The organism is Streptomyces sp. NPDC111802 (assembly GCF_055634335.1).
Map to the genome: position 1 here is coordinate 41,148 of NZ_JBVKCZ010000001.1, position 22,604 is coordinate 63,751.

Below are 22,604 nucleotides of genomic sequence, written 5' to 3' on the forward strand. Positions count from 1 at the left end.
GGTGGGTTAGTGGGGGAAGAGCGGTTCGCGACGGGGAAACCCCGGGGGGGGGGGAACCCCCCCCCCGCAAAACCCCGGGCGCCGGGAGGGGGGGGGGGGCGGCAGCAACCCCCCCCCACCACGCTCCGCCCACCACCGACCGGGGCCGCCCGCGTCGGCGGCCGACGCCGGCCACTGGCCCCCGTACGAAGGGCGTCCCTCCGGGACGGCTCAGCCTGGCCCGGCTCGCAGCCGGCCGGAATGTCCGGGCCGCGGGCGGCCCTCCCGCCCCGTCCGGACGCCGGGCCGAAGGGCGTGCCCTGCGGGCACGACGGCACTGTCCATCGCGCTCCGCGCGACCACGGGCGGCACCCCACAACGGAGGAACGGCACGCCGCCGACTGCACCACCGAGAGACCCGAGGAACACCCCCATGCCCGAAAACGCGTGCGCCGTCCAACGCCAGGTCGCCCCGGCAGGAGACCCGTCTCCGCAAACGTGCCTTCAGGTCGCCAGGCAGGCCGCCATCCTCGCCGCCACCGCAGCAGACGGCGCCATGACCGCCGTGTGCCACAGCCGATCCGGTGCCGCCGCCCGCCTGGAGGCGGCAATGCACGCGGCCCACAAGGAAGCCGTCGAGGCCGAGCAGTACGCCGACGACCCGTCCATGCCGAGCAGTGCCCTGGTCTACTGCGCCCGTGAGGCCGTCGACCACGCTGTTCGAGCGCAGTCGACCGCCGGAGTCGAGACGACGGCCGCCGACCTGCGAGCCGAACTGGAGCGGAAATTGACGGCGGCCGAGTACGCCGAGCGGGAGAGCGCCCGCCGCCGGGAGGAGGCCGAACAGGAGGCCAAGGAGCGCGCGGTCACAGGCATGGACCGTGAGAACCGGGACCGAGCGGCGAGGAACCGGTATCTCGCGGAAGGGCACGTTGCCGAACTCGGCTGGACGGCCGGACACGTCCGAGTGCTGGAGGCCGCCGAGTCCCGCCGCCTGTACTGGCAAAGGGGGCGGGCCCGCCAGGCAGCACGACAAGGCGTATGGGTCGGCGGTCGCCGGATCAGCCGCGAGCGGACACAGGCCCTGTTCGCTGCCCGGTTCCTCGTCGCCGTCCGCCAGGACGACGGCACCCGCCTGCTAACCCCCAGCCCGATGGGCCAGGTCGCCCTTGAGCTGGCCCGCCTCCATCCGGCCGGGCTATACGACAGCGACCGGGTCGCATACGAGGCGCGGTTCGCCCGGGTGCGGCGACGACACAAGCGCCGCGACGACCAGAAGGCCGCCGCCCGCCAACTGCCGCCGCTGGACTCCAGCGCACGGAAGCTGTACCGGAAGCCGGTGACGCTCGCCGAACAGGAGACGCGCGCTGAGCGTGAAGCCGCCGACCGATGGGAGGACGACGGCGGCCACTGCCCCGACACGGACACATCTCGCCCAGCAACTACCCCCGTCGAGAGCACACTGGCCCTGATCCGCCCGGTGCACCGACGCCCGGTTGTGCAGCCAGCCTTGTGGTGATGTCAGGGCGCCGGCGATCCGCCCTGGGCGGTCATAGGGGCAGCCCCGTTAGGGCGGCGCCCTCGTGAAGGCCGTGCCCTGCGGGCACGGCCACACCGTCCGTCGCGCTTCGCGCGACCGTCCCCCGCCCGGAGCCCACGGTCCGCGCCTCGGGACTCTCCGCCGTACTGTGACGACGATCTGCTGCCCCTTTCGATCGATTGTTGGCCCAGCGGTGAGGTTCCGGATTCAGTAGGCTAGCCAAGTGCCTAAGCGATCGACGCCATTCCAAGCAATCGTGCGTCTGGTACGGCAGCATTTCGCTCAGTCGGACGTCACGGTAACCGAGTCGAAGATGCTCCTGGACGGCGATCTAGGCATCGAGCGCGAGGTCGACATCGTGATCGAGGGGGAGTTTGACGGCGAGCCCATGGTGATCTCCGTCGAGGTAATCGAGCGCACTCGCCCCGCACCACTGCCCTGGATTGACGAGATGCTGGCGAAGCATCGAAACCTACCAACCAACCGGCTACTGCTGGTGTCCAAGTCGGGCTTCACAAGAAATGCCCTCGCTCGCGTCGAACGCGAAGCAGGTCGCGTTCAGGCGCTCACCCCAGAGGTGGTTGAGGATGGAGGCCAGCTCGCAGTCAGGCGCCTCTTCGTAGAGACGATCAGTTACGCTCCAACAGGGTGCAACTTGCGCGTTCGAATGGGCAGGGACGAGCTGGCCGTGGTGGCAGGCGCCCCTCTACTCGATGTTTACGACGTGAAAGGCAATCTCCTGGGCCCCTTGTCGTACCTGGTACAGGACACCGTAAACCTCGACGCGGTACGGCTACGACTCTCTTTCGAGGCGTTCAAGCACCCTGAAAAAGACCAGGTCAGGGGGTTCTCCATTGAGGTCCCGATTGGCTCGCTGGGCTATCACCTTCAGCGGTCAGAAACGGGGGACTTGCATCTGGTGGAAGAGCTGATCATTTGGGGTGACTTCGCAGCCTTGCGGACGGAGGTTCCGCTAACCCTCGCTCGGCTAGGTGGGCGAGTTTACGGAGCTGGTGAAGCCCCGATTGCAGGACGCTCTGCAGTCTGGGTTGGAACCGACGACCTCGCGGCACGAAGCACGACGATCTCGTGGCAGACGACAGACGCTCGGGGAGCCGTGCCTCCCGTAGAGCCGCGGCCGATCCACTTCCCGGCCCTCCTTGGCCTCTTCCCCGTGCCGCAACCCCCAGCAACCGACCAGACGCCCTCCTCACCGGGTGGTGGGAGCTCGGCTGGGTGACGGGAGCGCCACCCGCCGTCCGTGAGGACCACCTATCGGTCTTCGTCACACGTCCGGACTACCTGAGTCGCGCCTATTATCGAACATGTGAACGAGCTGCCGTCGGATCCCCCGCGCCTCCGCGCGATCCTGGCGCACCTCGACAAGCAGCTCGCCGACAACGAGACCATCGGCATCTACCTTCGCCTCCAGCGCGACGCCGTACGAGCCGCGCTCGCTCGCGCCGAAGCCCCGCCCCCACGGCAGCCGCGACTCCCCAAGGGTGGCGCTGGCCTCGGCCCGATGGCGCAGGTCGTGCCCAGGCCCCAGTTTGTCGTCCAGCAGAAGCGCACGCCCCGCGGGCCCGAGCCCGCCATCGTCCACGTCGGCGACTGCGCGATGATCGAGGGCACTCCCCACCGGATCAGTGAGCACGACGCGCGTGTATCCCTCACGGACCCGAACATCGAGCCGTGCGCTTTCTGCCGGCCTGACACCGAGCTGGGCATGGATCTTGCATGAGTTCCGTCCCCTGGGCGTGATGCTGGATTCTGTGAGGCCGCGTGCTTCCACGTGCGCAGGAGCCGACGGCGACTGGCGGCGGCCGAGAATCCGTCGGTCCAGGGAAGGGTAAAAAGTAGCCTCCGGCGGGTCCTCTCTCGGAGGGGGTGGGGGCTGGTTGGTTGGGTGCGGGGGGTGTTGTGGTGCGGGTGAGGGCGGGGTTCCCTCCTCGGCCGGACACCCCAGGGGGCGTACCAGGAACCCGGACACGGCGTCCAGGCCGAGCCGCTGCGCGGTCGCTACGCGAGCCAGGACACCGCGCCCGGAACCCTGGTACGGCGGAGCTGTCCGACCGAGGAGGGAACCCCGCCCAGGCCCGTTGTGGCCGGGCCTGGCCGGGCGGGTGCGGGTCGGTGGGGTGAGGAAAGGGCAGGTCAGAGGGCCTAATCAGGGTTGACCTAACACTGAGAACATGGTTTAATTAATGATGTCGGAAAGGGAGGGCAACCCCCGACCGGCACCCGGCGGGCCGACCGGCCGCCGACAACCTCTCTCACCAGGAGATAAGCGATGAACACGCCTCTCACCGTCGCAGAGCTGGCCCACCCGATCGCCCTTGAACTCGGCGGGAACTGGCGACCGCAGCAGGCGTACCACGGCGTCCAGGAGCTGGATCACGCCGCCACCTTCACCCACCTCGACGGCCGACAGCTCCACCTCTCTGAGCGATTCGACGACCCCGGCCACCTGCACATTCGAGGCGCATTCCCCGCCACCGACTACCCGTTCCGCAGGGGCGAGCGCGACAGTGTCCGAGTTGCCATGAGTGAAGACCCGGCGGGCATCGCGGCCCGGATCGCCGCCGATCTCATCCCCGTGCACCGCGAGGTTCACGAGCGAGTGACCGAACACAACCGTGCACAGGCCGAGATGCGGCGGGACGTCGAAGAAGCCGCACGCGATCTTTCCGCCCGACTCCCCGGAGCCCGAACCCGGGTCGACGGCACATCGGCTTTCGTTTACATCAATCTTGAACCGGGAGACGTCCGAATCGGACTCGACGGCGACGCGGTGAACGTCGTACTCAACGACGTACCCCGGATCATCGCCGACGCCGTCGTATTCGCGGTGAGCCGATTCCTGCCCGACGTCCAGACACCCGACGGTGAGCGCGGGGAATACGTCGACGGATACACCCTCTAATTACCGACGTTTCACGGCGGCGTGCTCCCGCAGTGCGCCGCCCGGCAGAAAGGCCCCGTGATGAGCGCCGACATATTCGTTATCGAGCCGCAATGGGTCGTGCAGGCCCCGCACCTCCGGTGCACCCTCAAACGCGCTCTTGCGCTCCAGGCGACACAGAATGTGTGGTCCGGTACCGAGCACATCAACAACGCCGTAGCGATGGCCTACGGCGATCAACTCCCCGACTCCGGCCGATGGGAGCTGACCCGTTCCCAACTCCGCACACTCAAAATCGCCATTGAGTGGCGCAGGGCCAGGCGCGCGGCCAGCGACAAGGAGACCGCCCCCGATATCCTCGAACACTGGGAAGAAATGGAGGGCGAGGTCAAATCGGCATACCGGGCAGTGAGCAACGAAGCAGGATTGTACTGGATTTAGGGGGTTGCCGACCATCCGAGAACATGGTTTAATTAATGGTGTCGAAAGGGGGAGGGCAACCCCCCGACCGACACCCTGGGGCCAGCCGGCCCCGGATGCCGATCTCTCACCAGGAGGACCGCGACATGCCCCGCAAGCCGAAGATGACCGACGAAGAGCGTCGTGCCTACAGCGCCAAGATGCGCGGTGAACTCGAAGCCGTCATGGATCGCGCGTACGGCGCGATGGTCGGCAGCGAAGAATTCTGGGCCACCGTCATGCGCACGGCCGCGAACCTGACCCACCCGGACCGCGACGACCGCAGCCCCGTCAACTGCATCGCCATCGCCGCCCAGTGCCCGCACGCCACCCGTGTACTCAGCTCCGGAGACTGGCGAAAGGCCGGGCGATTCCCGGTCAAGGGGTCCACCTCCATCCGTATATGGACGCCGATTAGGCGGAAGTCCGAGGACGCCCAGGGCGCCACGACCGTGCCCGCCGACGGCGGGCAGCATGAGGCCCCGAGTGACGCCGTCGAGGGCTGGGGGTGGCGGGTGTCCGGCTACAAGGCCGGGCCCGTATTCGACATTTCCCAGACCGACGGCGACACCTATGAGCCGCCCGCCAGCGCCCCGCTCGCCGCCGAGATCATCCGGGATGTTCTGGTCAGCCAGTACCGGGACTGGTACCACGAGGATCCCGAGCAGGCCGGAGGGTTCGACTTCAGCAAGGAAGCCCCCGATGGCGCCGTCCGCATTCTGCTGTACGGCCACGCATGGCGACGCATCACCGAGGCCGACGCCCCCCTTCCCGGCCAGCACGCCGCCGAGGTCGCCTCAGTCGCCCATGTCGCCGCGCTGATCCTCGGAATCACCCCCGGACCGGCCGTCATGCCCCCGCTCGCGGGCATCATCACCCAGGACAAGAAGCCCCCGGTTCACGAGTCCGCCGTCCGCGTCATCGAGACCGGCCGCACCATCGCCCACGCCGTCACCATCGCAGTCGAGCGCCGCCGCGAACTCACCTCCGCCGGTTGACCCTGACCCAAGAACATGGTTTAATTAATGGTGCCGGAAGGGGGAGGGCACCCCCCCGACCGACACCCCGCCGGGGCCAACCGGCCCCGGCGGAACCTCTCACCAGACAGGACACGACATGCTCACCACCGACCAGAAGCCCACCGTCCAGGACTTCCCCACCGCGACCCTCGTACTGGCCGGGCCCTGGTTCCGGAGCCACCAGCTCGACACCCGCCCCGCTGTCGTCGTCGGCCCGTTCGGGGACCCGGAGTTCGCGGACGAGGCCACCATGACGGTCGTCTGGTTCTTCACCCTCGGCGCCCCGCAGCCGGGCGACAGCGTCCAGGCGATGTTCCCGCACGAGCTGACCCTGCTTGACGACACGCTCACCACGATGAACCAGGACACGTTCCGCGACATCGTCCGCAGCCTGCGCCGGGGACGGTTCGCCTACGACGACGGGGACGCGCTCCGCGCCGCCGTCCGCCAGGCATGGCGCGAGCGGGCCGGACTGGCCGACGCCGACCCGGCCGCCCGGCACACGCTCCACCGCAGCTGACCAAGGCCCCGCCGGTCCGGGGGAGGGCAACACCTCCGGACCGGCAGGCCCCCAGCACTCAAGCGGACACCCCTTCGGGGCGGCAGGACAGGTCCGGTGCGTTCACCGACGCCGGCCGACTCCGCCGCAGGCGGCTCCGCCGACCGACGACGGGCACCGGACCGCAGCGGACGCGCCCCGCGGGGGCGCGGCAGCCCCTGCCGTCGCGCAGGGCGCGACGGCCCCCGAGCCGATCGTCCCTCACGGCCCGCGCCCGTGGTGCGGACCGCTTTCAACGCAAGGTCCGCCCTCCGGCCGGACCACAAACTCTCACCAGAAAAGACCAGTTCAGTGACTATCAAGATCACCCACACCCGCCGAGAAGGAACCCTGGTCGAGGGGACCGAGAGGGGCGACGAGGCCGGGAAGATCCTCAAGCGCAAGGAGTACGGGCGCCGGGGCGGCCTGGCCTTCCGCTGGGGGCATGACCTCCAGTGCTGGTACCTGCGCCACTCCCGGGATCACGCGGCCGACCGGTGGACAATCAACAGGCTGCGCGGCTACCTCGAAGAGGCCGGGTACACCGTCGCCGTCAACATCGACGACCACGAGCGGCGCAGCTACGCCGAAGCGGAAGCCGAGCGGATCGAGCGCGCCGAGGCCCGCGCCGAGCGCTACGACGGCTATGCCGGGAACGCCGCCTCCCGGGCCGAGGCCGCGCACCGGTCCGCTGACGCCATCTCGGAACACATGACCGGCGAGCCGATCAAGGTCGGTCACCACTCGGAGCGCAGGCACCGCCGCGACATCGAGCGCATGGACAACCACATGAGGCGCGGTATCGAGGAGAGCCGGAAGGCTTCCTACTGGGCTGACCGTGCGGCGGCGGCCCAGCACTTCGAGGCGTTCCGCCGCGACCCCAACCGGACCTTGCGGCGCCTGGAGAAGCTGCGTAAGGAACTCCGCGACATCGAGAAGTGGCAGCGCGGAGAGTCCGCATGTGGCTCGACCCGCTCGACTACGCCGGAGGGTCTGGCAACGCTGGCCACTGAACGGGACGTGGTCCTGGAGAAGATCGCGTTTGAGGAAGAGGTGATCGCTGAGGCTGAGGCCCGGGGCTTCAAGGTGTGGGGGCCCGACGACTTCACGAAGGGCGATTTCGTGAACGCGGGCGGCACCTGGCGCGAGGTGCTGCGGGTGAACAAGAAGAGCGTGACCGTGCCACACCTGCTGACCCGTACCGGTATGGCGGTCATGCGGTCCGGCGACCGCGAGTGCACGGCCGGAACGGTGTACTACGGGCGGCCGTCGCCCTGTAAGGGCGGGAAGCGGTGCACCTGCGACACCCAGACCCTTCCGTATGACGCGGTGCGCGGATGGGCCAGCGGCGCCGACATCGCGCGCCTTGAAGCGACCGAGCCCGAGCCCGAGGCAGAGCGGACCGTGTGCCCGCACTGCAAGCGCGTGGCGAAGGGCGAGAAGCGGTTCAGCACAGCGCGCGGCATGTGCACCGTGTGCGGCTACGCCAAGCCGCAGAACTTCAAAGCCGGGCCCGCACCCGCCCCGGAGACCGTCGAACACCAGGAGCAGGCCGAGCAGGCCCCGCCGGTCGAGGAGCCGACACCGGCGGCCGAGACGTGCCCCATGTGCCACTCCAGCCAGTGGCACGCGGAAGCGCGCCGCTGCGCTCACTGCCACCACGCCCCCGAAGAGAAGCTGACCCCCGCGTCGGCCCCCGCCGCGGGGGAGAACTGGCAGGAGGGCATGGCGCTGGTGTTCATCGCCTCGAAGAACTCCCACCGCTCCCGCAAGCGCGCCCTGTGGGCGATGACCCGCCGCGAGGCACAGGCCGTATGCAGCGACCCCCGCACCTCCGGCCGCTCGTACATGCTCACCTGGACCGAGCGGCCCGGCACCGAAGGCGCCGACTGGGAATGGGTCCCGGACAACGGCAGCCTCGCCCTGGTCCTTGAAGACCTGGACATCACCCCGCGCCGTGAATGGACCGCCGCCCCGAAGGCCCCGGCCGAGGCCGCGTAACGACTGCCCCGCCCGCCCCGGCGGCCGAGCGCCCCGGGGCGGGCCCCTCTCTCACCAGAACAGGGCACGCACCATGAGCACCCACCTTCTCGAACGCCCCACGACCGTCACCGTCTCTGGCGACGAGCCGACCAAGCCCGTCACTCCCGACCAACTTGACCATTCGGCGGCCTCACTCGGAGGCAACACCACCGTCAAGGCGGCCATGCCGTACCGCGTAGGGGCCCCGGACATCCAGTGCCGATACCCCGTGATCATCGGCGAAGACCGGGTCATCGGCCGCACCTACCGCTGGCACCGTGACTGGCTCGTCATCACCAGCGAAGGAGAGCGCAACCTTCGGCGCCCGCCGAAGGGAACCCCCGGCGTCGACATGGCCGCCGCCCATCTTGCGCAGGAGTACGCCGCCGGTCGGATCACGGCCGTCCCCCTGGAACAGGTGCTCGCCGAGGCGCCCACGCCGCTGTGCGGGCCGGTTCCTCTCCTGCACCCACGGATGCCCGTCACCGATCGCAACATCAACAGCGCCTACACGGCATTCGCCGGACTGGCCGAGCACCACTGGAGGGCGGTCCACACCGGGTTCCCCGGGAGCGACAACCACTGGTTCCTCTCCTGCGAGCTATGCCCGTGGGAGGGCCCGAAGTTCTGGTCGCACTTGCGCGGGCGCAACGGAGCCCCGCCCAGCGCCCACCGCCACGAGGGCGGATGCATCGGCAAGGACAAGGTCCGCGACTTGATCCACGCCTACCGGCAGTAGCCCGACCCGGGGGCGGCGGCGTGAGTCCGCCGCCCCCCAGCTGCCTGAAACGGACACCAGCATGCCGATTCGCTACACCCCCGAAAGCGTCGTCATCGCGGGCACCCCGGCCGCGATCCTTGAATGGGCCGCCTGCCACATCGAACACGTCGGCATCCACCAGGGCCCCTACCTGTTCGCCGGTCCGGGCCGCACGACCACACTGCCGTGTTGGCCGCGCGGTGCCCTCGAAGTCGCCGCCGGCCACGGGCGGGGAGCCGCCGGCCGGACGTACGACTGGGACCGCATCCACCGCGCCCGCGACCAGGCGTTCGGCATCCTCGCCGAAACCCTCACCGGTCACCCCGTCGACGCCGGCGAGCCCGCCGCCGCGAAAGCCCTACACCGCGAGGTCATTGACCGGTGGAGCGCCGAGCCCGGCCGCACCGCCACCGACGCCGCCCGAGCCTTCCGCGCCGCCGCGATCCGCGCCGACCACGCCCTGTTCTGACAGCCCCCACCTCAGCACCCGAGTCTTCGAAGGCCAGCACGATGGACGAGACGACAGAATCCCGCAGCGCCACCAAGACGCCGAGCCGCCGCGGAGCCGCCACCCCGAGCCGGGACGGCGTCCACCGGCTCAGCGTGCCTCTCCACCCCCGACTCAGCGCGTCCGAACTGATCCGCGTACTCCTCGCGGCCCCGGTGGAGAACGACCTCCACACCCTCGACCCCGTTCAGGTCCGATCGCTCATCGCCGACGTACTCACCCAGCACGGCTATGACGTACTCGACCGATCGCCGTACTACCCCGAACTCGACCGCCACCAGGACGCCCGCCGCGCAGTGCGCCGCGCGTACGGTCCGCGGTTCCTCGACTCCGCCGACGAACAGGCCGTGCTCGCCGATCCTCTCCGCGAAGTGTTGGCCGGCGCCCGGAGCGAGAGGCCATGACCGCGACCATCACCGAGCCGACCGGCGCACGAGCGCGACAGACGTACTACTGGCGGGTGCGCAACGCACGGACACGTGCCCTCGCCAAGCAGAGTGCGGCTCAGACGTGGCACATCCAGCCCGGACACCCCGGCGGCGCGTACTGCGACCTCGGGCACGAGCTGGACCCACCCGCACACCACACCCCGACCCTGCTCTCCCGAAGCCGGACGACCGGCCGCCGGGACGAGCAGGAGTTCCGGGGCGGGTGCCTCACCTGCGACTGGGAGGGCCCCGTCCACCGCGGCGACGGATACGGCGACGGCGACAACGAGGCGGTGGAGGACGCCCACGATCACGCGTTCCCGGGTTGGCGAACGTTGCCGCCGATCACCAGGGTCGAGGACCGGTGGGAGACCCCGCGGAGCCGGGGCCGCTGGGCTCAGCTGACATCCCTGTACCCGGCGGGGTGGGTGGACCAGGGCGCCCCACTCCTGGCTTGGAGCCGCTACCGGCGCGAAGCTCATGCCCCTCCGCACGGGGGGGCGCCCCCGCTACGAACTCCGGATCGACCGGCCGCCGGGCGGCCGGGAGCAGCCCCCGACAGATCAGGGGGCCCTCTTCTGACGACCATCGTCCACGGCCCCAGGGCTCCGCCCCGGTCACGACAAAGGTGGTTTAATTACTCCGCTGCCAGCGGAGCAGGGCAACCTCCGACCGGCCGCGCGGCGCACCGTCGCCGCACCACCCAGACAACAAGTGACGGCCAGCGCACAAGGGCAACAAGGCGCTGGCCGTCGGTGTTCTCTCACCAGAAAGAACCTCACCATGCTATGCGACCGACACCCCGACTGTCCCCAGCCCGGCGACATCGCCCAGCTCAAGAGGGGTAACAGCATCGGTGCACCGACCAGCGACAGCTTCGTCATCGTCGAGGACTTCCCCCCGACCGGCCGGCACCTCGTGCTCAACCTCCCCGCCGACCACCCCGGCCGGGCCGACTGGGCCGCCGCCGTTCCCCTGGACGACATAGCGACCCTCACCCGGCTCGAACCGACCGGAAGCCGCACATGGGCGCCGGCCCCGGAGCCGGACAACACCGAATGACGCCGCCAGCGGTCACGACACCGACCAGGAACAGGAGATGGCCGTGCCCCGCAAGACCGGCCGCACGCTCTACTCGCGTGCGGACCTGCGCAAGGTCCACAACATCAGCGAGCCCACGCTTCAGAACCTCTGGGCCGACCGCGAGAACAACAACCACCCGCCTGTGGCAGAGATGATCGACGGCGTCATGCACTGGGACGGCGACGTATGGGCGAAGTGGCACCACGAGCTTCAGCGCCAGCGGGCCGCCGCTAACACCACGAACCCGCCGAAGCTCGACGGCGACCCGGAAGAGGAGGTGGGACCCGCCGAAGCGGCGAAGGTCTGTGGATTCGCCGACTCCACCACCGTCTCCCACTACGTCAAGAACCCGCCCGAGGGGTGGCCCGAGCCCGATGGGTGGGACGAGCTTCCGACTCGTCGGCGCCCGAAGTGGAAGCGGTGGCGGCTGTGGAAGTACGTCGCGGAGCGAAAGGGCCGCGGACATGCCGGCGGACGGCCGCGGGGCCGCCGCGGTCTGGCCTACCCCTACCAGGGAGACGAACGGCTCACGCTCGCGCGGCAGGCACTCGCTGCCAACCCGGGGGCCAAGAACGCAGACCTCATCGCCGAGCTTCAGGGACAGACGGAGAAGACGTACTCCCGTACGGTCTGGAACCTGATCCTGAAGTCCGCCCGCGAGCACCCCGAGGAGTGACCCGTGACCGACACCCGCTGTCCGCGCTGCGGCGGCCCCCTCGGTGAACGGCCCGCGCGTTCTCGGCTCACCACCGAGCGCCACGTCCTCATCTGCACCCCTTGCGGAACCGACGAAGCTGTCCGCGATGTCACCGAGCGGACGCCGGTGCCTTTCGGTGACTGGCCGGTGAATTAGCCGCTGCACCTGGAGATGGGCCCACCCTGCGCCGCGCAGGGTGGGCCCATCTCCATGCTGGCGCGCAACGTACCCGTTCAGAGCCGCCGGTGCAGCGAGGCGGTCTGTGACGCCTCCTCCTCGGGTTCACTGGTGGTGGGCTCGGTCAGCAGGCGCAACAGTCGGCGTTGCAGCGCGGCAAGGAACCGCAGCTTCAAACGCGAAGCCCATGACCGGAAGCGCCGTGAAAGCCGACGGGCTCTCACGCCGTACCACCAGATAGCCATAGGCAACAGCAGCAGATAGAGGAGCAACCAGGGGGACACCTTCACGATCAACCTCACGCGGGTCTCGGCACCCCCGCGCGAAGCTAGGCAGCGAGGGCGAACTTGGTCGGGCCGGGAACCTGGCCCACTCCGGGAGCCCGGGGCACGCGTGGGGCGGCTAGCCGCAAGACACCGCAGGGCGAGGATTCGTTGGGCGGGACAGCGACGAGGTGTCCGAAGAACTTGACGCAGCCGACGAGAAGGCGCTGCGCGAGGTCCAGCAACAGTGCTGAGAGTGCGTACGCCGCGTCGGCAATGTGCGCGACTTCAGCCGTCGTTGGCTCGTGCCCGCGCTGGCTGAAGCGACCCAGCCGCTGTGTCAGCCGGTCGATCAGGTCGGATACGTAGGCAGCCGTCTTACCTGAGCCTGTGGCCAGGCGAAGGATGGGCTTCAGCTCTGAGAGCCGGTGGTAGCCATCGGTTATCAGCAAGGGGACGGCGACCGGCTTCGGGTCAAGCTTGTGGAGCAGCCCGGAAGTGCTGCACGGGATGCCGCAGGCGTCCTCTGCCGTACGGAGAAGGACGCGCGCCACGTCCGCGCCTGCCAGAGAGCTGGAGCTGGGCTTCGCTTCGATGTCCCAGGACTGGCCCAGGTCGCGCAGACGGGCGCTAGCCGACGTCAAAAGCCCAAGGCGGCTGAGATCGACGCCGTGGGACACCAACCCGGTCGCCACGACGAGATCGTGGTTCCGGACGACGGGAAGAGTCGCCGAACCAATCCCGGGGTGGACTCCCACGTCCTCCGGGCTGAGAGACCACATCTCCCGCCATTCCCGCGCGCAGGACGGCACCGCGGGCTCGCTCGGAAGACTGTCGGTCATGTGAGGAAGGCTACGTCATCTTCCCTGCATTCCTGCCCCAGTTGGAGAGTCACTCCCTGGCCGACAGTCACGTCCGCTCCAGGTAACAGTCCACCAGGACATCAAGCTCCAGAAGCCTGATCCGCAGCAGCGATCAGGCCACTCCGAGCACCCGAGGTTCGCCATCGCTGATCATGATCTTGGATCCAGAGGACCAAGGTATCGTCACTCCGTGACGATACAATCAGCCAAGATGACCGAATCTGGCCGAATGGATGCGGGGGGTGAGCGGGCCGGTGGGGTGGGTGACCATGATCGGCCCGTCCGACGAGCAGGTTGAGTACCGCCTTACCGGCGGTCACGGCTGCGGGAAGTCCACCACGGTCGACGCGGCCCCCCTCGTCGCCGCCATTGAGGCCAAGGCCGAAGCGGCAGGCGCTCCCGTCGCCTCCCTGCTCGGCTCCCGCGAGGCCAAGCGTGCCTTCTTCCGCGCCCGCGGGCTCATCCGCAGCAAGGGCACCGCGCGGTTCACCGGGTTCGACGCCGTCGAAGTCGCCACCGCAGCCGGGCTCGACGCCCGCGACCTTTACGGCGAACAGGCCCTCCCCCACCGGGCCACCGACGGACAGGTGGACTACCACCTGGACGCCAGCGAACGCCCCCTCGTCTGGATCGGCAACGGCCTCACCGAGTTCGACATCGCCCCCGGCAGCGTCCTGCACCCCGAGCACTTCCAGGCCGCCCGTCGCCTCATGCACGGCGAGGACCCCCGGACCGGGCAGACCCTCGTAGAACCCAAGCTCGCCATCGCGCCGGCGGCCAAACTCCCCGCCGCCCCGCTGGCTCGTGCCATCCGCCGCGCAGCCGCCGAACGCAGCGTGAACCCGCTGACCCTCCTGGACTCCAAGCGGAAGCAAGACGCCTTCCGCAGGATGGAGAACCAGCTCAAGCGGTTCGGTGAATCTCACCGGGTCCCGGCCTCCACACTGCTCAAACTCGCCGAAGCTGTTGGCATCGACGCTGTCGACCTGTACGGCGAAGAAGCGCTGGAGAAGGCCGTTGCCGCCGAAGCGGGCGGACACCTTGACGCCCGCGCACTCATGCGCGCCGTTGAAGCCCGCGCCGCCCAGACCGGCCAGCAACCGGACGACCTGTTCACCGCCGCGTCCATGAAGCGCCGGTACATCCAGACCGCGGGCGAGGGCGAACGACGCCTTCGGGATCTGCCCATGGACGTGCGCGAAGCGGTCGCCATGGCCAAGGCAGCAGGGCTCACGCCCGAAGACGTATGGGACGCCGAGGAGATCAAGGCCGCCCTCCTCGAAGGACGCGTTCAGGTTGGCAACTTCGGCGCCGACGTCACCTTGGACCTCGCGAAGTCGAAGAGCGCGTTCCTCGCCTACGCCCCGAAGGAGATCGCCGCCAAGGTAGAGGGGATCTACACCTCCGTCGGCCGCGAGTCCATCGGCGCCCTGGAGCGCTGGACCGCGTACGCCATGCGCGGCCACCACGGCGACGGCGACGAGGCGCAGACCGTGAAGACGAGCGGATTCTCCGGCTGGATGATGGTGCACCGCGCCGCCCGGCCCGTGGACGGCGCCCCGTATGGGGACCCCCACTTCCACCTGCACTTCACCCTGGCCAACATGGTCAAGGGCACCGACGGCAAGTGGTCCACCATGGCCAGCGGGGGCCGCGACCTGCACCGGCACGCCCGCGCGACCCAGTCCCTCATGAACGCCCGCATCCGGCGCGAGTTGACCGACGAGTTCGGCATCTCCTTCCGTCGGGACGAGCGGACCGGCGCATGGGAGATCGCCGCCATCCCCGAGGCCACGATCCGTCTCTTCAGCAAGCGCGACAGCCAGGTCCGGGACCTGCTGACCAAGCTGGGCATCGACTACGACAGCGCCACCACCCGCGAGCGCACCGCGGCCTCCACCGCCTCCAAGGCTGCGAAGAACGGAGAAGCCGCCGGAGTAGCGGACGACGTCCTGCGCGAGTACTGGCAGGCCGAAGGCCGCGCCGCCGGTGACAATCCCGACGCCATCGCGGCCAGCGCCATGGGGCAGGACAGCCCGAAGCAGAACCCCAGCCTGGACGAGCTGTGCGGCACGATCTTCGACCCGAAGACCGGCCTGACCAGCCACTCCAAGGACTTCACCCACGCCGCCGCCATCGCCGCAGTCCTGGACGCCCTCCCGTACGGAGTCGCGGACGCCGAGGAGGCCGAACACCTCACCAACTCGGTCCTCCGACACGCGGGGTACGCGGTAAAGCTGAACCCGAAGGGCGCCCAGCACTTCACGCACGCCGACCGATACACGACGGCGGACGTCGTCGCCGCGGAAACGCTCATCGTCTCCGAGACAACGAGCCGACTCGACACACAGGCCGCCGTCGTCAGCCGCGACACGGTCGACATGACCCTGTCCACCGTCGAAGCCCAGCACGGCGGCACCTTCGAGTTCTCCGACGAACAGCGCGCGGTCCTCGAACGGCTGCTGACCGCCGGACACGGGATCGACGCCGTGGTGGGCATCGCCGGATCGGGCAAGACCACCATCATGGACACCGCCCGGCAGGCGTGGGAGGCCCACGGACTCGTCATCGCCGGAGCCAGTACGGCCGCCGTCGCCGCCGCGAACCTCAAAGCCGAAGCAGGGATCACCTCACGCACCCTCGCGTCCTGGCTCACCGGCATCCGTACCGGCGGCGCCAGCCTCACCGGCGTTGACGTGCTGGTCGTGGACGAGGCCGCGATGTGCGATGACCGCGACATCGCCGAACTCCTCACTCACGCGGCGAAGACCGGCACGAAGGTCGTCGGCATCGGTGACCCGAAGCAACTGCACTCGCCGGGTATCGGCGGCAGCTTCGCCGCTGTCCACCACCTCGTTGGCGGGCTCACCCTCAGCCAGAACTTCCGGCAGAAGGACGCGATCGAGCGCAGGGCACTGGAGCTGTGGCGCGACGACAACCGCGTGGAAGCGCTCCGTGCCTTCGCCGGAACCGGCCGCGTGCACGCCCTCGCGGACAAGGACGCCACCCTTGCTGCGATGCTCACCGTCTGGGCCGACAAGCGCGCCGGCCACACCGACGACCACACCGCCGTGCAGCAACTCCTCATGATGGCCGCCACGAACGAGATCGTGGAGGAACTGAACGTCGGGGCCCGCGCCCTGCGGAAGGCAAGCGGCGACCTCACCGGCCCGGAACACGTCTACGCCCTCCCCGGCGGTGGCGAACTGACGCTGTCCGTCGGGGACCAGGTCCTCCTTCGGACCAATGACTACCGGGGCAAGCGAAGCCGCGGTGAGCACGAGGACGTACTGAACGGGTACCGCGGAATCGTTCGCGCCGTCGATGAGGAGCGCCGGGTCCTGGTCGAGTGGCGCGAGAAGACCGCCGACGGCCACCGAGACGTAGCCGAATGGGTCGACGCCGACTACATCGCGCAAGGAGGACTCAGCCTCGGGTACGCGATCACCGGCCACAAGTCCCAGGGCCTGAGCGTCCAAGAGGCCCTGGTCTATGGTCCCGGTGCGCAGGCGAATGCGCTCTACACGATGATGAGCCGAGACAAGAAGGAGTCCCACCTCTTCCTGCCGCTGTCCGTCTACGAAACCGACGCCGACCGCGCCCGCGGAGGCGACGCGCTCACCGAGCAGGAGCAGCTTGACCGTGCTGTCGCGGGCCTCATCCGCGAGATCGAGAGCGGCACCGAGGAGCGCATGATCCTCACTGAACTCCCGAAGGCCGCAGTCCCCGCCCATGTCCGGCAGGCGGTAGCCGACCTGCCGACCCCGCGCGCTCCCGGAACCGGCGACCCGCACGAGACGGAAGGCCCCGAGGACACGCCGGAGCCCGATGAACAGCACACCCCGAGCACCACCGAGCCGTCCACGGCACCGGATACCGCGCCGACGGCTGACCGCCCGTACGCACATCTCAGCAACGCGGCCCTTCGCGACGCTGCGCGCAAGGCTGCCACGGCAGCGCGTGCCACCAGGACGGCGGCCGAGAAGACGGAGGCGGCAGCCGACCGCGCCGAACAGCAAGCCGCCGCTGGAACCGGCCCGAACGTGCTCGTGCTCGACCGTCGTCAGCAGGACATTGCCCACCGCGCTGCCGCGATCGGTGAAGTTCAAGCGCTGAGGGGAGTTGTCGCCGAACGGACCGCTGATCTACGTGGCGTCGAGGAACGTCTTGAAAGGCTCCAACAGCAGCTGAATGCCACCGGTCGATTCGGGCGACCGTTGTTGCGCGGGGATGCCCGGAGCACAGTCGAAGCCGACCGTGGCGAACTGCTTCATGGGTGCGAAGAGGCCGTGCGCGAGCTGGAGCAGTTGAACGGGCGGCTCCGCGAGGCGTCCGAGTCCGCAGGTCCTGCCGATGAGTTCGAGGCCGTGCTCATCGAGGCGAACATGTCCGAGCAGGACAAGATCGGCCTGCGGCGACGAGCCCAGGAGAAGGACAACCAAAGCGCCAAGCACCTCCGTGCGGATGCAGTCAGGGCGCGGAACACTGCCCGCGGTGCTGAATACCGAGCGTCTGGTCTTCAAGATGAGATGACATGGCGGGTTCAGCATGGGCGTCAGCGGGCCGATGCTGAAGAGGCCCCGACGCCGTACGTCGCGAAGCCGGAATCTCCGTACGCCGGCCGCACTACAGCGGAGTTCTCGCATCCTGATCAGTCTCCGGACGCTGCCCCGGACACGCCAACGGTGTAGGCGGAATGGCGGGGCTTCCCGGATGACGGCGCAAGCAGCCGGAAGACTTCCGACGGCGATTGCCGCAGGTCCTTTACGTGCGAGAGGCCCGGCGGGCGCGGATGAGCTGCACGACAACCGGGTTGTTGGCCTCGGGAGCCTGGAGCAGATCGATCGCTTCCACGCGGAAGCCGTAGTCGACCAGCAGGTCCTCCCATAGCTGTGAAGTAAGCACCCACATCTGCACTGGGATTGGTTCCTGGTCGCGGATGCGGATCATCTCTTGCCGGGGCGCGACCGCAGAGGAAGGGCCCTGATCGTGAAGGTTGGTATGCAGGACGGAGAAGACCAGCGGTGCTCCGGCAATGAGTCCGTCTCGCAACGCCGGCAGGAGGTAGTGAGGGTCGGCGCAGGCGAGGGTGCCGATTGCGTACGCCGCCTCGTACGGCTCTGCTGCGTTCAGGTGGTCGACGACATCGCCCTGCACGAAGCGGACACCGCGTTCGTCGCCGAACCGATGAACGGCCCGCTCGTGCTGAGTCGGAGACAGCTCGATCGCGTCCACGAGGGCGCCGTGGGCGCGCGCGAGGTGTACGGCGTGGTGTCCAGGACCTGATCCGATGTCCAGAACCAGTTTTCCGGCCAGCGGTCCGAGGACCTCGTCGCCGGGTCCGACTCCGTCCCAGAAACCCCACCTGATCTGTTCGGGAACGGGTGGGAGGTAGCCGCGATCCAACTGGATCTGCCCGTAGCGGGCCCAGCTCTCATAGTTTCTTGGCTCGCTGTTCACCGTGGTCATCTCCGATCGGATGTGCGGGGTCACGGGCGGAGGGCGAAGCAGGCAAGCTGATCGAGGTCAGATGCGGTCACGGTGGACCAGCGGGCGGTGAGGAGTTCGACGTCGGGCGCGGTGATGCCCAGGCTCTTGAGGGGATCGTCGTTGGCGCGCCGGTCGGCGAGCTCGGTGACCACCCAGAAGGTTCCGCCGGGGACGAGGAGTCGACGGACCTGGTCCAGGAAGACGGCCTTGTCGGTGATGAACCGGAAGACGAGCCGGCAGGTGATGACCGCGTAGGCCGGGTCGGGCAGTTCGCTCAGGTCGTCAGCGGCGAAGTCCATGACCTGGAACCGGGGCTGATCGCTTGAGGTCGGGTCAGCATCCGTTGCAACGGTGATGGCGGTGGGTGCGCAGTCGATGCCGGTGGCTCGGTAGCCGAGCTGCTGGTGCAGATGGCGGGCCAAGGTGCCGTCGCCGCACCCCACATCGAGGGCCGGCCGTCCGTGGCCGGGACCGAGGTGGTCGGCGAGGAGGTGGGTCTCAGCGTCGGTGATCTGCCGGTAGCGGCGTCCGGAGGCCCACAGGGGTTCCCAGTATTCGACGGGGGAGGCGATCACGCATGTTCCCTTCGGTGCGGTAGGCAGTGCGTGTGGGTGGCGGTGGGGAACGACTCTGTGCCGGTACGAGTCATCGATCTTGGGCCAGAGCGACGAGCTCGGCGAACAAGCCACCGGAGTTGACCAGGTCCTCGTACTGGCCGTGCTCGATGACCCGCCCCTTGTCCATGACGAGGATGCGGTCGGCGAGCCTGGTGTTTTCCAACTGGTGCGTGACCACGATCGTGATGCGGTCGGAGGCGCCGCGTTTGATTTTCTCGAAAATCTGGTGCTCACCTCGGGCGTCCATCTGGGAGGTGGGTTCGTCCAGGATGAGCAGTTCAGGGCGCCTGTAGATCGCGCGCGAGCAGGCCAAACGCTGCCACTGCCCGCCGGAGAGTTCGGCACCCCCGAAGACTTCCCGGGCAAGCAGTGTCTCGATGCCGTAGGGCAGCGACTCGATCGCTTCTCGCATGCCCACGGCGTCGATCGCTTCCCACACCGGCAGGTCGTCGCGGGTGCGGGGCTGCCCGAGGGTGACGTTCTCGCGCACGCGCAGCGGCCACTGGGCAAAGAGCTGCGGCACGAGCCCCGTACGGGCCCAGACGCTCTCCTGGTAAAGGGTGGCGAGGTCCGCGCCGTTCCACAGAACGCGCCCCTTGTCCGCCAGGTAGATGCCGATGATCAGGCGCAGGAGGGTGGACTTGCCGCTGCCGTTCTCGCCGACGATGGCCAGGATCTCTCCACGGCGCAGCGAGAGGGATACGCCGTCGAGGGCCGGGCGGTCCTTGCCGGGGTACTGATAGACCACGTCGTCGATCCGGATTTCCTCCACCGTCGCGGGAGCTGTCAACTCACCGCGCTGCGGGGCCCGTTGAGTTGCGTCGTCGAGGAACGTCTGCATGTCGGTCAGGTAGAGGCTGGTGTGGAACAGGGCCGCCCCGTTGATGATGACCTGGGAGAGTGCTGCGAGGGTGGTCTGCACGGCGACGACCGCGGTCGCGGCGATGGCGAGTTCGATGCGTCCGGTGATGGCCAGCCAGGCCAGAGCGGCCCAGGCCAGAAGCAGGAAGAACCCGCCGGCCGCCGAGGACAGCAGGGTGATGCGCAAGGTCCGTGGGGCGGCGTTCAGCAGCCGGCGGTCGATGCGCTCGGACAGGGACCGGTACCAGAAGAGCAGATAGCCGGTCATGCCGTTGGCGCGGACTTCGTCACCGTGTTTCGGCGTGGTGGCCCACCAGCGCATCATGTGGCGCACGTTGCGGTCCGAGACGTTCGCGTAGTGCATCTCGTAGTCGACGCGCGCGCTCAGAACGGCGCCGACTCCGGCGGGCAGGACGGCGAGGAGGAGCAGCGGCAGCATCGCCCAGTGCAGCACGGACAGGACTCCGCTCGCGGCCACCATCCTGATGAGAGCGGCCATGAATCGCTGCGCGTCGTTCACCATCACGTGCGTGCGCACCACGCCCATCTCGGCGGCTTCCTGCCGGTCGGCGAAGCCGTCCTGGGCGTAGGCGGCGGCTTCGACTCGGCACACCGCCTCGACCAGCGAGGTGTCCGCATGCGTCGTCAGCGGCGGGGTGAGCCTGCGGCCCGCGTACGAGGCGAGCGCGCTGGAAAGCCGCCCGAGTGCCGCCGCGCCGGCCACGACGAGCAGTGCGGGCAGTGCCTGATGAAGACGATCGGCGACGGCTCCTGGGCCAAGGATCGGCTGCATGGCGCGAGCAGTCGCGGCCAGGCCCACCGCGGCGGCGGCGCCTGTGACGAGTTGGCAGGTGGCGAGGAGGAGAACGGCCGTGCGGTCGAGCTGCCAGGCCATGCGGCAGATGCGGCGCAGCACGGATGGCAGGCGGGAGCACATGTGCGTGAAGGGCACGTCGCCGAGCGGGTTGACGGAGTATTCGCCGCTGTAGCGGATCTCCGCAGGTGGCGGAGGGGGCGGCGTCTCAGCGTTTGCAGTCGAGGCGTCAGTCACAGTCACCTGTGTCCCTCCTGGGGGTCGGCGGGCCGCACCTGGATGGCTCGGCGGTGCACGGCATAACGACGCGGCGCCGGAATCGAACGCGCTCGATTTCAGACGGGCGTGAGCCCGGGGGCGGCTGGGCTGTCGGTCCCGCGAGCCCAGCCAGCAAGGGCAGTGGGGCGTTTGGCACTGGCCGAAACGCCGAGGTTGATACCTGTGTGACGGATGAGGTTCGGCTTGGCTGGGTGGAACTGCGTGCAGTTCCGAGCCGTCCCTGCTTGATGCACCCGTGCTGGTGCTGGTGAGCCGATAGCCTCGTGACGTGACTGGTGACGGAAACGAGCAGCCCCTGACAGACGATCTGCCTGCGGTGGCGGATGCCTATGGTCTCGCCAAGGTGCACTCGGCGCGGTACCTCACCGAGGGCTTGCTGAACCGAAACTGGAAGATCACCACTGACAAGGGCCCGTTCGCCCTCAAGGAAGTGGTCAACACCCCAGTCGACATGCTTCGCCGCAGTCTCACGGTGCTCACCGCGCTGGAGTCTGTCGGGCTGCCTGTGTGCGCCCCGTACCTGAGCCCAGCGGGCGAGCCCGTCGTTACGGTCGGAGGCCGAAGCTACTGCCTGCTGCCCTGGGTGGAGGGCACGCACCGGGCGGGCGCGGAGCTTCATGAGAACGAGGCGCACACGGTTGGGGCCTTGCTCGGGCGCATTCACCGTGGCCTCGCCGACCCCGCGGTGCCGTTGGGACCGATCGGCGACCGCCCTCGTGCCAAGGTCACGGCACCTGAGGCAGCACTTGACGAGGCCGAACGGTTCCTCGGTGTGATCGCGCAACTGCATACGCCCGGCCCCTTCGACCAGGCGACAGCGAGGGCGCTGCATCAGCGTAAGAAGCTGATCGTCGAGTGCGCCGATCAACGTCCGGCGGACGAAGCACCGCGCGGGCCGTGGGGCTGGACGCACGGTGACTTCCAGCCCCTGAACGTGCTGTGGCGCCAGGACACGGTTGCCGCCGTCATTGACTGGGACCGATTGGGCATTCGCCCTTATGCAGAAGAGGTCGTACGCACGGCGCAGGTCCAGTTCGGAACCGCGGACGGGAAACTCGATCTCGGTCTGGTGGCCGCGTTCGTCACCGGGTATCGGTCGCAGGTCGACCTGGCCGACGAGGACCTGACGGATGCGGTCGAGCGGCTTTGGTGGAAGCGGCTGACGGACTACTGGCAGCTCCAGTTCCACTACGACAAGAACGACTTCGGCGCCGACGCGCTGTGGGAGTCGGGGGAGCGGCTGATTCAGTGGTGGACCGAGGAGCGCGACACCGTAGACGCAGCATTTCTCGGCCGCTGAGCACC

The 22,604-nt window shown here is 68.8% G+C and carries 21 protein-coding genes; 16 read left to right on the top strand and 5 right to left on the bottom strand.

Going from position 1 to position 22,604, the window contains the following annotated elements; all coding sequences use genetic code 11:
• The first annotated feature begins 412 nt into the window (after positions 1–412).
• From ACZ7NC_RS00170 to ACZ7NC_RS00235, 14 genes are all read left to right on the top strand, one after another.
• Positions 413–1,498 carry a hypothetical protein gene (locus ACZ7NC_RS00170; RefSeq protein WP_471483492.1) on the top strand — a complete coding sequence of 362 codons (1,086 nt, stop codon included), beginning with the start codon at positions 413–415 and terminating at the stop codon, positions 1,496–1,498.
• Positions 1,499–1,832: 334 nt separating this feature from the next.
• Entirely contained in the window at positions 1,833–2,759 is a 927-nt protein-coding gene (locus ACZ7NC_RS00175; RefSeq protein WP_471483494.1) for a hypothetical protein, read from the top strand.
• Positions 2,760–2,846: 87 nt separating this feature from the next.
• Entirely contained in the window at positions 2,847–3,260 is a 414-nt protein-coding gene (locus tag ACZ7NC_RS00180; protein ID WP_471483495.1) for a DUF6233 domain-containing protein, read from the top strand.
• Between the two features lie 549 nt (positions 3,261–3,809).
• A complete protein-coding gene (locus tag ACZ7NC_RS00185; RefSeq protein ID WP_471483496.1) occupies positions 3,810–4,442 on the top strand; it encodes a hypothetical protein in 633 nt (210 codons plus the stop codon).
• Between the two features lie 60 nt (positions 4,443–4,502).
• Entirely contained in the window at positions 4,503–4,862 is a 360-nt protein-coding gene (locus ACZ7NC_RS00190; protein WP_471483497.1) for a hypothetical protein, read from the top strand.
• Positions 4,863–4,987: 125 nt separating this feature from the next.
• Positions 4,988–5,878 carry a hypothetical protein gene (locus ACZ7NC_RS00195; RefSeq protein ID WP_471483498.1) on the top strand — a complete coding sequence of 297 codons (891 nt, stop codon included), beginning with the start codon at positions 4,988–4,990 and terminating at the stop codon, positions 5,876–5,878.
• A 118-nt stretch (positions 5,879–5,996) separates the two neighbouring features.
• The gene (locus ACZ7NC_RS00200; RefSeq protein WP_471483500.1) at positions 5,997–6,419 is read left to right on the top strand and encodes a DUF6409 family protein; all 423 of its coding nucleotides are present in this window, start codon (positions 5,997–5,999) and stop codon (positions 6,417–6,419) included.
• 330 nt (positions 6,420–6,749) lie between these two features.
• Positions 6,750–8,438, top strand: a complete 1,689-nt coding sequence (locus ACZ7NC_RS00205) for a DUF3560 domain-containing protein (protein ID WP_471483501.1) — start codon at positions 6,750–6,752, stop codon at positions 8,436–8,438.
• A 73-nt stretch (positions 8,439–8,511) separates the two neighbouring features.
• Positions 8,512–9,198: a hypothetical protein gene (locus tag ACZ7NC_RS00210; RefSeq protein WP_471483503.1), complete on the top strand. Its 687-nt coding sequence runs from the start codon at positions 8,512–8,514 to the stop codon at positions 9,196–9,198.
• A gap of 61 nt (positions 9,199–9,259) precedes the next feature.
• Positions 9,260–9,688 (top strand): DUF6197 family protein, encoded by a 429-nt coding sequence (locus tag ACZ7NC_RS00215; protein ID WP_471483505.1) that lies wholly within the window; start codon positions 9,260–9,262, stop codon positions 9,686–9,688.
• A 41-nt stretch (positions 9,689–9,729) separates the two neighbouring features.
• A complete protein-coding gene (locus ACZ7NC_RS00220) occupies positions 9,730–10,131 on the top strand; it encodes a DUF6181 family protein (RefSeq protein ID WP_471483507.1) in 402 nt (133 codons plus the stop codon).
• Positions 10,128–11,003: a DUF6349 family protein gene (locus ACZ7NC_RS00225; RefSeq protein WP_471483509.1), complete on the top strand. Its 876-nt coding sequence runs from the start codon at positions 10,128–10,130 to the stop codon at positions 11,001–11,003. Before ACZ7NC_RS00220 ends, ACZ7NC_RS00225 begins: the two co-directional genes overlap by 4 nt.
• Positions 10,939–11,217 (top strand): DUF6211 family protein, encoded by a 279-nt coding sequence (locus ACZ7NC_RS00230; protein ID WP_471483510.1) that lies wholly within the window; start codon positions 10,939–10,941, stop codon positions 11,215–11,217. Before ACZ7NC_RS00225 ends, ACZ7NC_RS00230 begins: the two co-directional genes overlap by 65 nt.
• A 37-nt stretch (positions 11,218–11,254) precedes the next feature.
• On the top strand, positions 11,255–11,914 hold the full coding sequence (locus ACZ7NC_RS00235) for a hypothetical protein (protein ID WP_471483512.1): 660 nt from the start codon (positions 11,255–11,257) through the stop codon (positions 11,912–11,914).
• A gap of 254 nt (positions 11,915–12,168) precedes the next feature.
• Here ACZ7NC_RS00235 and ACZ7NC_RS00240 read toward each other — a convergent pair whose 3' ends face one another.
• Both ACZ7NC_RS00240 and ACZ7NC_RS00245 read right to left on the bottom strand, forming a co-directional pair.
• Complete coding sequence (locus ACZ7NC_RS00240) at positions 12,169–12,384, bottom strand: hypothetical protein (RefSeq protein ID WP_471483514.1); 216 nt, start codon at positions 12,382–12,384, stop codon at positions 12,169–12,171.
• A gap of 56 nt (positions 12,385–12,440) precedes the next feature.
• A complete protein-coding gene (locus ACZ7NC_RS00245) occupies positions 12,441–13,217 on the bottom strand; it encodes a hypothetical protein (RefSeq protein WP_471483516.1) in 777 nt (258 codons plus the stop codon).
• A 290-nt stretch (positions 13,218–13,507) separates the two neighbouring features.
• Between ACZ7NC_RS00245 and mobF the strand changes: the two genes are divergently transcribed.
• Positions 13,508–17,929, top strand: coding sequence for a MobF family relaxase (gene mobF, locus ACZ7NC_RS00250; protein WP_471483518.1), 4,422 nt, complete (start codon positions 13,508–13,510; stop codon positions 17,927–17,929).
• A 73-nt stretch (positions 17,930–18,002) separates the two neighbouring features.
• Here mobF and ACZ7NC_RS00255 read toward each other — a convergent pair whose 3' ends face one another.
• The 3 genes from ACZ7NC_RS00255 to ACZ7NC_RS00265 form a co-directional block, all read right to left on the bottom strand.
• Positions 18,003–18,707, bottom strand: coding sequence for an SAM-dependent methyltransferase (locus ACZ7NC_RS00255; protein WP_471483520.1), 705 nt, complete (start codon positions 18,705–18,707; stop codon positions 18,003–18,005).
• Positions 18,708–18,727: 20 nt separating this feature from the next.
• The gene (locus ACZ7NC_RS00260) at positions 18,728–19,303 is read right to left on the bottom strand and encodes a class I SAM-dependent methyltransferase (RefSeq protein WP_471483521.1); all 576 of its coding nucleotides are present in this window, start codon (positions 19,301–19,303) and stop codon (positions 18,728–18,730) included.
• Positions 19,304–19,373: 70 nt separating this feature from the next.
• Positions 19,374–21,257 carry an ATP-binding cassette domain-containing protein gene (locus ACZ7NC_RS00265; RefSeq protein ID WP_471483965.1) on the bottom strand — a complete coding sequence of 628 codons (1,884 nt, stop codon included), beginning with the start codon at positions 21,255–21,257 and terminating at the stop codon, positions 19,374–19,376.
• A 310-nt stretch (positions 21,258–21,567) separates the two neighbouring features.
• On the opposite strand from ACZ7NC_RS00265, the gene ACZ7NC_RS00270 reads away from it, so the two are divergent.
• Complete coding sequence (locus ACZ7NC_RS00270; RefSeq protein ID WP_471483523.1) at positions 21,568–22,599, top strand: phosphotransferase; 1,032 nt, start codon at positions 21,568–21,570, stop codon at positions 22,597–22,599.
• Positions 22,600–22,604: the final 5 nt, after the last annotated feature.